Source organism: Candidatus Liberibacter sp. (assembly GCF_014048425.1).
GTDB lineage: Bacteria > Pseudomonadota > Alphaproteobacteria > Rhizobiales > Rhizobiaceae > Liberibacter.
On sequence record NZ_JACETX010000044.1, the window covers coordinates 1 to 9,832 of the forward strand.

The following is a 9,832-nucleotide window of genomic DNA, read 5'->3' on the forward strand; positions in this document are numbered from 1 at the left end:
GAGGGTCTATAACTTTTCGTGATCCTTTGCCAGATGGAACAATCGTTGACATCGGTATTCTTGCTGTGGATGAGGATATCTGACGATATTGAGCATCCGTCTTCTTCTTCTGTGAAGGAAGAGACATTAGAGAATATCGACGGTCTTAAAGCAAAGATTAAGGGTCTTGAATCTAGACCTGTCGGCAGTTCAGTCGTACCTGAAGGTGTTGTGACAAAAGAACAGTTAAAAACAGGGGATGTAGGCAATTTCATTGTCCTCAAAAACGACAAGGGTGACAAAGCCTATTTTGGTATGAACGATAACGGGGGTGCATTATTAGGTCCTGTTAACCCCAATATCAATCAACTGACAGCGGGTTTTCTAATCGGTAAACCTGGCGACGTCTACATCATCACAAGCGAAAGGAAAGTGGTTCGTCTTGTTAACCCCAACTCGGACAATCCTTTAGAAGACATTAGAAAAAACATCAAAGCCGTCCACCAAGACGAATTCGATACCAAGATTCAAGAACTGGAATCGAGACCATCAGGAGGCTCTGGGGGCACAAGTGTTATTAGAGGACCAAAAGGCGACAAAGGTGACAAAGGACTTAAAGGCGATCAAGGTATTCAAGGTCTTAAAGGTGACAAGGGTGAACAGGGTTTTCAAGGCGATCAAGGTCTTAGAGGATTGCAAGGGCTTCAAGGTTTAAAAGGCGATAAAGGGCTTAAAGGCGATAAAGGCGACAAAGGTGATTCAGTCATACCTGAAAATGTCGTCACTAAAGATGATTTACTCACTGGCGAAATCGGCAATAGAATTGTCATCAAAAACGAAAAGGGCGAAAAAGCACTTTTTGGTGTTCACTACAAAGGGCTTGTTCAGGTTGGTTGTTTTGACCCCCCAACGACGGTATAGCTAAAGCTGGTTTGTCAATCGGCAAAGATGGCGATATCCACGTGATCAGAAATGACGGTAGCGGGGCTATATTGGTTAATCCGAACTCGGACAATCCTATAGAAGACATCAGAAAGAACATCCAAGCTGTATCTCAAGAAGAATTTGAACAGCACGCTGACAAGATCAAAGAACTTGAATCAAGACCATCTGGAGGCTCTGGAGGAGCAGGTGACAAAGGCGAGCAAGGTCTTAGAGGACTTAAAGGAGACAAAGGCGAGCAAGGGCTTAGGGGATTGCAAGGACTTAAAGGCGATAGAGGAGAACAAGGGCTTCAAGGACCTAAAGGAGACAAAGGCGATAAGGGAGACAAAGGCGATCAAGGCGAGCAAGGGCTTCAAGGTGAAAAGGGCGAGTCAGTCGTACCTGAAGGCGTTGTCACTAAAGCTCAGTTAATCACTGGCGATGCATGCGATAGAATGGTCTTCAAAAACGCTAAGGGTGATACCGCATATTGTGGTCTTAACGCTAGCGGGTATGTCGTATCAGGTGCGTATGAAGCCAAAACGGGTAAGTTCACATCAGGTTTCTCGTCTGGCCAAAAAGGTGACATTCACATCATCACGAGCCAAGGGGGTGCGGTTCCTCTTGTTAATGCAAACTCCACTAATCCTTTAGAAGACATTAGAAAAAACATCAAAGCCATATCTCAAGACGAACTCGATACTAAGATTCAAGCACTTGAATCGAAACCATCTGGAGGAGGAGGGGGAGGAGGCTTAATCGAAGCACAGGTTCTTGCTCTCATCAAAAGAGAACTAAACGGTCGTACAGGATTATTCCCAATAGCTACACCTGCCAATGCTTTTAGACCGGGTATGATCATCAAAGGCTCTGATATCGCCGGCTCTCAATGGTCATTTCCTGTACAATACATCAACAGAGCCATTACAGGAAGCACGACAGTGCCGTGTCCTATGACCCCTGAGCAGATTAATGCAACTTGGAAAGTCATAGGATCGGCAATGTGGAGTTCTGGGAGTTTTGGTACACACACCACATTAGTTCAGGAAGTGCTTGATGATTAAGAAAACAGAAGTCACCCGTAAAGAGTTTGATGCTGAAAAGAAGATCTTAGCTAAGCACATCAAAGATTCAAAGGTTAGAGATGAAAGATTGGATAAGATTGATCTCTTCATTGAAGACGAAAAGATCAGGGCTGAGAACCAAAAGATTAGAGATGAGAAACAGCAAAAAGGCATTGATGAGCTATTAGACTTTGCTCAAGGTTTTAAGTGGTTGGTGTCAGCATTAAAAAAACCTTGCAGTGTATATCGCATCGGTAACAGCCATCATCTATAGCATTATTAACGTCAAGAATTGGTTTCACAAATGATAGCTTCTTGCATCACTGGCAGTGTTTCTAGGTTTCTTCTTCGCTTTGTCCCTTCTTTGCTTGATTTGTATATGATCCAGATGAAGCAAAAACACGATATGGCTATGGCTCAGCTACATGTCGATTCACACATCAATATTAAAGAGCTTGAATCCGAGGCACCACTAAGGATGGACAAGCTTGAATCCATGAAGCCAAAGACCAAGATAGAATGGATAGTTGGCTTTAACGATTTAATGCGTCCATTAACAACGATCGTTTGGGTTGTAGTATATCCTGCCGTTCTCATTTTAATTCTTAAATATGATATCCTCCGTTTTGACCCTTTTGAGGTTCTAAGCCTTTTTTCTCAAGACGTTATAGGGCTTATTTTAGGCTTCTGGTATACAGATGGAATCGTTAGAAAGAGGAGTTGAGGCTAGATTGCTGTTAAATGGTTATAGTCTAACGGATAAATAGCTTCAAAAGTATTCCTACTGTAATAGGTATCATGAAGCCTACAAACCATTTAGTTTGAGTATTAATTGCGTCTTTAAGCTCTGTTCTAACGTTTGAAAGCTCTGTTCTAACGTTAGCAATATCTTGTTGCAGCTCTGATTTAGTCGCAATAAGATCTGCTTTAGTCGCAAGAAAAGGCAGTGTTGTTTCCACTTTTGCAAAGCGGACTTCAACATTTTCTTTCTGCGATTTTTGTTTTACAGCGGTGTTTGTCATAGCTCCCATTGTATAGAATAAAGATTAAAAGAGTCAATTGGATTAACTCTCCGAGCTAGCTTGTTGACAGTTTCCTCGATCTTCAGGACGGGGAGGATGTCAAAAAGAGGGCAAATTCTCCATGTAGTCCGTTAGTAATTGACCGTCAGAGAAAACAGTTTTCTCTTCTGAGTTATCTTCTGGTCTAAATCTAGTTACCGATGCACGTAAAAGTACCGCATAATCCCATAGCAAATCAGAATATTTCTCACAATGTTTTTCTAATGAATTTACTTCATATTCTTGTCCTATTTGGAGGATATCAGATGCAAGCTTTTCCATCTTTTCCGCTGACCTTTCCCAAGAAGCCAATGTTTTGCTACTGACTTTTGCAGAATCACTTAAAGTAGCAAGATGATCTGTGTGTTTTTTAATACGTGCTAGAAGAAGGTTCATATTGCTCATATCGTAGAAATCCCCTTTTGTTTTGCTTTTTCGGTGTAATATGTTTTCATTAAATCGTTGGGCATTTCAAAATATGTCCCATAGTTTTTCCTGATGATATCCCAAGGCGCACCTTGTTGATTTTCGCTGTCAAACGAAAAACTAGGATGGAAATACTCCTCGTATTTTTCTAATACAAAATCCATCACCTTGTTCTGGTTTTCAGTGAAAAACCCCGAATAAGGCAGTTTAGTTTCTTCGTTAACAATGAGCGTTTTGATGGGAAACCCACAATACCCCGAAAACGGCTCGTAAATTTCTCCGTATCGAGGACCATAGTGACCAGCTGTAGGAGACTGGGATACAAGTGAAACATCGCTAAAGACTAAAGACCATCCGTGTGAAAAATAAACAAGCTTCATAAGCATCGAAGCACTGAGAGAATCTATACCTTGATTCTTAATTCTTGATTTTAAAAGGATGCGATTAGCTACTGCACGAGAATCATATGATATTTCATACGAGGGTAGATGATCCATTTGGTTTTTAACCAATGTCAGGTCAACTACTTTTTTCTTTGTCATGTTAATACCTTTCTGCATTATCTTGTGAAAAAGAGGGCTTAAAAGGTGCGGACTATGAATCTAAAAGATGCAGGAGAATCCACAACCTCCGATTCAGGGTTAGGGGCAGGTTAAGTATTTGATATTACTTGTATTTTTGCCTAATGTAAGAAGAGATTGGAATGTTCGTGACTGGATTCTGCAACTTGAATGAGGTAACGCCATTTCCCGTTTTGCATGGGCTCACGCCATTTTACAATTCCTCGTAAACCGGTTGCAATGGGTTTGGAAAGTAAAATGGTCGTATTGCGAGAAGTTTCAGAAGCGGCAAATGTCATTCCAATTAAAAAGTATGTTATAGTACTGATGACAAGTGATATATTGGGATATGAATGCCGAATTTTTAGTGATGCTATTGCGGTAATAATGCAACCTGAGACAAGGATAAGAAGAGGTGTTTCATTTGCTTTTGTAAACCAATATGCTATCCCAAATGCTATAAAAATAGGAATAAAAAGGAAGAAGCGTCCATGTTCTTGCTCTAATTTTAGGAGATATTTTAAGGTTTGTATAATTCGGAAATAGAGGCTATTAAGAGTTTTTATTGGGACCATATGTGTGATTCATAAAATATAGATTGCGACATTTTTTTATAATTTTTTGGAAAAAGGATACAGAGCTTAATATACACTTGTTCTTAATATTAAAATGAGAAAATTTCACGAGTAGAATTAGATAAGCTTTATTCTTGGTTTTGTATTTTTCATAAAAGTTTAAGTCAGTTGTGTGATTTTTCTTGTTCTGCATCCGAATTCTATGATTATCTGGATTTGTCGTTTTTAATCCGTTAATTTATTTTTTGTTTTCAGGAGAGTTATTTACGATGCATAAATCTGTAAAGTTGAAGTTAGAAACAGAGGTGATTGATCTCCCTATTAGAGAGGGTAGTTCTGGTCCTTCTGTCATAGATGTCTCTTCTCTGTATAAGAAGGGTATGTTTACTTATGATCCTGGTTTTATTTCGACGGCTTCCTGTGAATCTAAAATAACGTTTATTGATGGTCAACAGGGGATATTGTTGTATCGCGGTTATCCTATCGAGCAATTATCTGAGAAAAGTAATTTTCTTGAGGTCTGTTACCTATTGTTGCACGGAGAACTTCCTACCGCTAGCCAAAAGCAAGATTTTGATCATAAAATTTCGCGACACACTATGTTAAATGAAAACATGTCTCGTTTTTTTACAGGCTTTGCTCATGATGCCCATCCTATGGCAATGCTGGTTGGTGCGGTCGGGGCTTTGTCGGCTTTTTATTGTAGTCTAGCTGATATACAAGATTTTGATCAGCGTACGATTGTATCTTTGCGGATAATTGCAAAAATGCCAACTATAGCTGCGATGGCTTATAAATATTCTATAGGGCAGCCTTTCGTATATCCGCAAAATCATCTTGATTATGCATCGAATTTTTTACACATGTGTTTTTCTGTCCCTTGTGAAGAATATCGCGTGGATCCTTTATTAGCGCGTGCTATGGATCGCATATTTATTTTGCACGCTGATCATGAACAGAATGCTTCAACATCTACGGTGCGTTTGGCAGGATCTTCTGGGGCAAATCCTTTCGCATGTATTGCCGCTGGTATAGCCTGTCTTGGAGGGCGTGCACATGGTGGAGCTAACGAAGAGGCGCTTAATATGTTGATGGCAATAGGTTCTCCCGAGCGTATTCCTAAATATATAGCGCGTGCCAAGGATATAAATGATCCATTCCGGATCATGGGTTTTGGTCACCGTGTCTATAAAAATCACGATCCTCGTTGTCGCATTATGCGGGAGACCATGTATGAAGTTCTTGATACTATGGGAAGTCGCAATGATCCAATAGTACAAGTTGCAATTGAATTAGAGAAAGTTGCTCTCAAAGATGAATATTTTATCGAGAGAAAATTGTATCCAAATGTTGATTTTTATTCTGGGATTACATTAAGAGCTTTGGGATTTCCGACAAGTTTATTTACAGTATTATTCGCAGTTGCGCGCACTGCAGGTTGGATCGCGCAGTGGCAGGAAATGATAACGGATCCTTCATACAGGATAGGTCGTCCTCGCCAGCTTTATACTGGTTCTTTAAGTCGTGATTATACTTCCCTACATGAGAGAAAACAGGGGAAAAAGAGAGCAGTAAAAGAGTAGGATTCATTCAAGGAAGGCGTGAATAAAAGATTTTGTATTTCCATTGTTTCTAGGATCGTATTTTGGATTGTAGACGCTTGTCTATCTTTAATTGCATTCTATGTTTAATGTGTTATACAAGAGATTTTTACTTTAAAGAAACCACTTTCGGTTTTCTTCAATATAATTATGCATTATTATGCTGTTGTTTCCTGCCTTTTAGAGGTTGCGCCTTGTTGCATCCTTCATTGGAGTGGATTATGGAGGATAAATTTGTGACAGGATTCTTCTTTTCCAGTGATGAAAATGGAAGACTAGTTCCAATTTGAATTCTTTTCTATGATTAGGTGGAGTTTATGAGTATTACCGAAGAAACATCTCATCCAGGTGATTTAGCTGAAGAAAACATAGAATCTGTTTCTTTGCAGGCTGCGCTTGAGGAAAGATATCTTGCTTATGCGCTATCGACGATTAAGCGACGTGCGTTGCCAGATGTGCGAGACGGGCTTAAGCCCGTACAGAGACGTATCGTGCATGCAATGAGTGAGATGGGATTAAACTTTAATTCTTCTTTCAAAAAGAGTGCTCGTATTGTTGGTGATGTTATTGGTAAGTTTCATCCTCATGGGGATCAGTCAGTATATGATGCATTAGTGCGTCTTGCTCAGGATTTTTTGCAAAGATATCCAATTGTGGATGGTCAAGGTAATTTCGGTAGTGTTGACGGGGATAGTGCTGCTGCTTATCGTTATACTGAAGCACGGATGACTCAAGTAGCTGCTTTCTTGTTACAGGAAGTGGAAGAAAATACCGTTGATTTTCGTGATACATATAATGAAGAAGATTCCGAACCTATCGTTTTGCCAGGGAAATTTCCTAATCTCTTGGCTAATGGTTCATCTGGTATTGCTGTTGGTATGGCAACGTCTATTCCTCCGCATAATGTTCAGGAAATTTGTGAAGCTGCGCTTGTATTAATTAATGACCCAGATGCTCCGTTAGAAAAGTTGGTTGAATGTATTGTTGGTCCAGACTTTCCAACGGGTGGGATAATCGTTGATAGTCATAAAAATATCTTGGAAACTTACCGTACGGGTCGAGGCAATTTCCGAGTGCGTGCCAGATGGAATATTGAAGATCTTGGTCGTGGTTTATGGTGCGTTATCGTTAGTGAGATACCTTATCAGGTACAAAAATCAAAATTAATTGAGAGGATTGCCGAACTACTTATAGCCAAAAGAGTACCTTTGTTGGAAGATATACGTGACGAATCTGCTGAAGATTTGCGTATTGTATTGTTTCCAAAAAACCGTTCGGTAGATCCTATACTTTTGATGGAATCAATATTTGTGTTAAGTGATATGGAAACGCGCTTCCCATTAAATATGAACGTTCTTTCAATGGGTCGTATTCCTAAAGTGATGTCGCTTGACGAAGTGTTGAAGGAATGGCTTACACATCGCCGTGAAGTGCTTCGTCGGCGATCGATTTTCCGAATGGAAGCAATTGACCGCCGGTTAGAGATATTAAGAGGTTTGTTGATTGCATATCTCAATATTGATGAGGTCATTGCTATTATACGAAATGAGGATAAGCCAAAACCAATTATGGTGTCACGTTTTGCCCTCACCGAGAATCAGGTGGAAGCAATACTCAATTTAAGATTGCGTTCTCTGCGTAAATTAGAGGAATATGAGATTCAATCAGAGTTAGATAAGTTGTTGGTTGAGAAGAAAAATATTGATGAATTATTGCATTCAGAAAAACATCAGTGGGATAGAATTTCTCAGGAGATTCGTGAGGTAAAAAAAGCCTTTTCCAAGTCAATGGATATAGGTAGACGACGTACGACGTTTTCTGAAGTTCCGAAAGCTGATAAAGAAACAGTACAGAAAGCAATGATTGAAAAGGAATCGATAACAATTGTCATCTCTGAAAGAGGCTGGATTCGATCTTTAAAGGGACATTCTGTAGAATTTTCGACCCTCAATTTTAAGGAGGGAGATGGTTTCAAGATAGCATTCCATGCTTATACTACCGACAAGATATTGCTTTTATCAACTGATGGTAAAGCGTATACTCTTCCTGCGAGCAAGTTGTTGAGTGGTCGTGGTCATGGGGAAGCCGTGCAGCTTTTGATTGATATTAATCAAAATCAGGATATCGTCACTGCATTTGTTCATGATCCGATGCGTAAGTTATTGGTTGTTTCCAGCCGTGGAAATGCTTTTATAGTACAAGAATCTCAAATATCCGCTAATACCCGTAAAGGAAAGCAGGTTCTTAATATTTCGCCTGGGGAAAAAACACAATTGGCTGTAACAGTGGTTGGGGATCATGTCGCAGTAGTAGGGGATAATCGCAAGCTATTGATCTTTCCGTTGGATCAGATTCCTGAGATGAATCGTGGAAAAGGCGTTCGTTTACAGGCTTACAAGGATGGCAATGTTTCTGATGTTTTGTGCTTTGATATGTGTGAAGGGCTAACCTGGACAGATAATGCAGGGCGTTCTTTTAAGCGCTCCAAGGATGAATTGATAGGATGGCTAGGTAAGCGTGGAAGTGCTGGATTTCTCGTTCCAAGGGGTTTTCCTCGTTCAGGAAAGTTTTCTGGAAAATAAAGTATTACATTTGATGTTTAATGAAGACCATTTTTCTATCCTTGAACGCTATCTTTATTTGCAGGATATTTTTGATATTTTTTCGCATTTGAGAAACAGGAAGTTCCTATTAAAGTGATTGTCCGTTGTTGAATGATTGCTTGTTATATCATGTAGAGGGATCTATTGGGTATTTTTGACATTCGCTTAGGCCACGTGGTCAGTTTTTAGATATCTGTGACAAAATGATATTTTTGCGGTTGTTGATAGGAAATTGAAACAAGAAATTATAAATTTTTATTCCAATAATGATGCTAGATAAATTTAGTTTTCTTGGTTGGATTGTCATGATAGGATATATTCATTATTTCGAAAAAAGGATTGACTTTGGTGATTGAGGAGTGATTTTCAATTTGAGGTGGATAGCAAAATACTGGATTTCTTTATTGGTTTATCGAAACTAAGTAGGATATAAGCCTGATTCTTTTTTATCCGTGGATATCCCAGGAAATGGTTTAAATTCTTCATCGATTTCCTTCCTTTTGATGTTTTTTTCAGGATAACAGAAGATATCATCGCTAATAGATCCGAGGTCATTGTGAAAGCCACGGGAAGTGCGTTCATGCCTAAAATAAATCTAAAAGCGCCACTGAAAGTAGATATAAAATTCTATAATAGCTTGTAATAGTCCGCGCTAAAGTGTGTTTTATCCCATCAAAATATGAACGCAAAAACTTATCCTATTAGAAACAACAAAAAACAATCTCTTGTGATATGGAGAATAGAATATATCAATCCGTTTTATGAAAAATATCCTTTGAAATGATAGTTGAATCTGCAGCTAGCCTATAAACAAAGGATACTCCTGTTCCTATAGTAGCATCAGAGATTTTTCTTTCGGGATTTTATCCAAAGCTATCACCAAAGAACGCAGAATTGCCATGAGCCGTAAAAAGAACCGATTTTTCTTGGAGAACAATCGGTAAAATAGGTAGTGACATAATATAACAAAATACGAGCACTAGTATTTTGCAAGCTTTCTTCTCTTAGAGGAGTTGTTTTTTTTTTATAAGGTCAATAT

Annotated in this window: 10 protein-coding genes; 6 read left to right on the top strand and 4 right to left on the bottom strand. The window is 39.2% G+C overall.

All coding sequences use genetic code 11. The annotated features are described in order from the left end of the window. Positions 1-45: 45 nt before the first annotated feature. The 4 genes from H0G72_RS04975 to H0G72_RS04990 are packed head-to-tail and all read left to right on the top strand — an operon-like array spanning position 46 to position 2,691. Positions 46-900 (top strand): collagen-like protein, encoded by an 855-nt coding sequence (locus tag H0G72_RS04975; RefSeq protein ID WP_220456120.1) that lies wholly within the window; start codon positions 46-48, stop codon positions 898-900. A 41-nt stretch (positions 901-941) separates the two neighbouring features. After that, positions 942-1,967 (top strand): collagen-like protein, encoded by a 1,026-nt coding sequence (locus H0G72_RS04980; RefSeq protein ID WP_220456121.1) that lies wholly within the window; start codon positions 942-944, stop codon positions 1,965-1,967. Continuing rightward, the gene (locus H0G72_RS04985) at positions 1,960-2,241 is read left to right on the top strand and encodes a hypothetical protein (RefSeq protein WP_182017679.1); all 282 of its coding nucleotides are present in this window, start codon (positions 1,960-1,962) and stop codon (positions 2,239-2,241) included. The genes H0G72_RS04980 and H0G72_RS04985 overlap by 8 nt, the downstream gene beginning before the upstream one ends. A gap of 30 nt (positions 2,242-2,271) precedes the next feature. Further along, positions 2,272-2,691 carry a hypothetical protein gene (locus H0G72_RS04990; protein WP_182017680.1) on the top strand — a complete coding sequence of 140 codons (420 nt, stop codon included), beginning with the start codon at positions 2,272-2,274 and terminating at the stop codon, positions 2,689-2,691. A 28-nt stretch (positions 2,692-2,719) separates the two neighbouring features. On the opposite strand, the gene H0G72_RS04995 is transcribed toward H0G72_RS04990, so the two are convergent. The 4 genes from H0G72_RS04995 to H0G72_RS05010 all read right to left on the bottom strand — a co-directional run bounded on the left by H0G72_RS04995 (position 2,720) and on the right by H0G72_RS05010 (position 4,589). Continuing rightward, a complete protein-coding gene (locus H0G72_RS04995; protein WP_182017681.1) occupies positions 2,720-2,989 on the bottom strand; it encodes a hypothetical protein in 270 nt (89 codons plus the stop codon). A gap of 99 nt (positions 2,990-3,088) precedes the next feature. Next, positions 3,089-3,433, bottom strand: a complete 345-nt coding sequence (locus H0G72_RS05000; protein ID WP_182017682.1) for a hypothetical protein — start codon at positions 3,431-3,433, stop codon at positions 3,089-3,091. Continuing rightward, the gene (locus H0G72_RS05005; RefSeq protein ID WP_182017683.1) at positions 3,430-3,996 is read right to left on the bottom strand and encodes a Panacea domain-containing protein; all 567 of its coding nucleotides are present in this window, start codon (positions 3,994-3,996) and stop codon (positions 3,430-3,432) included. The genes H0G72_RS05000 and H0G72_RS05005 overlap by 4 nt, the downstream gene beginning before the upstream one ends. A 140-nt stretch (positions 3,997-4,136) precedes the next feature. Then, positions 4,137-4,589 carry a hypothetical protein gene (locus H0G72_RS05010; protein ID WP_182017684.1) on the bottom strand — a complete coding sequence of 151 codons (453 nt, stop codon included), beginning with the start codon at positions 4,587-4,589 and terminating at the stop codon, positions 4,137-4,139. 269 nt (positions 4,590-4,858) lie between these two features. Between H0G72_RS05010 and gltA the strand changes: the two genes are divergently transcribed. Beyond that, entirely contained in the window at positions 4,859-6,172 is a 1,314-nt protein-coding gene (gltA, locus tag H0G72_RS05015; protein ID WP_182017685.1) for a citrate synthase, read from the top strand. Positions 6,173-6,507: 335 nt separating this feature from the next. Beyond that, a complete protein-coding gene (gene parC, locus H0G72_RS05020; protein ID WP_182017686.1) occupies positions 6,508-8,772 on the top strand; it encodes a DNA topoisomerase IV subunit A in 2,265 nt (754 codons plus the stop codon). Positions 8,773-9,832: the final 1,060 nt, after the last annotated feature.

Coding starts and splice junctions, on each gene's coding strand:
- H0G72_RS05005 (WP_182017683.1), bottom strand. CDS start 3,996: ATGACAAAGAAAAAAGTAGTTGACCTGACATTGGTTAAAAACCAAATG.
- H0G72_RS04995 (WP_182017681.1), bottom strand. CDS start 2,989: ATGACAAACACCGCTGTAAAACAAAAATCGCAGAAAGAAAATGTTGAA.
- gltA (WP_182017685.1), top strand. CDS start 4,859: ATGCATAAATCTGTAAAGTTGAAGTTAGAAACAGAGGTGATTGATCTC.
- H0G72_RS04985 (WP_182017679.1), top strand. CDS start 1,960: ATGATTAAGAAAACAGAAGTCACCCGTAAAGAGTTTGATGCTGAAAAG.
- H0G72_RS05010 (WP_182017684.1), bottom strand. CDS start 4,589: ATGGTCCCAATAAAAACTCTTAATAGCCTCTATTTCCGAATTATACAA.
- parC (WP_182017686.1), top strand. CDS start 6,508: ATGAGTATTACCGAAGAAACATCTCATCCAGGTGATTTAGCTGAAGAA.
- H0G72_RS05000 (WP_182017682.1), bottom strand. CDS start 3,433: ATGAGCAATATGAACCTTCTTCTAGCACGTATTAAAAAACACACAGAT.
- H0G72_RS04990 (WP_182017680.1), top strand. CDS start 2,272: ATGATAGCTTCTTGCATCACTGGCAGTGTTTCTAGGTTTCTTCTTCGC.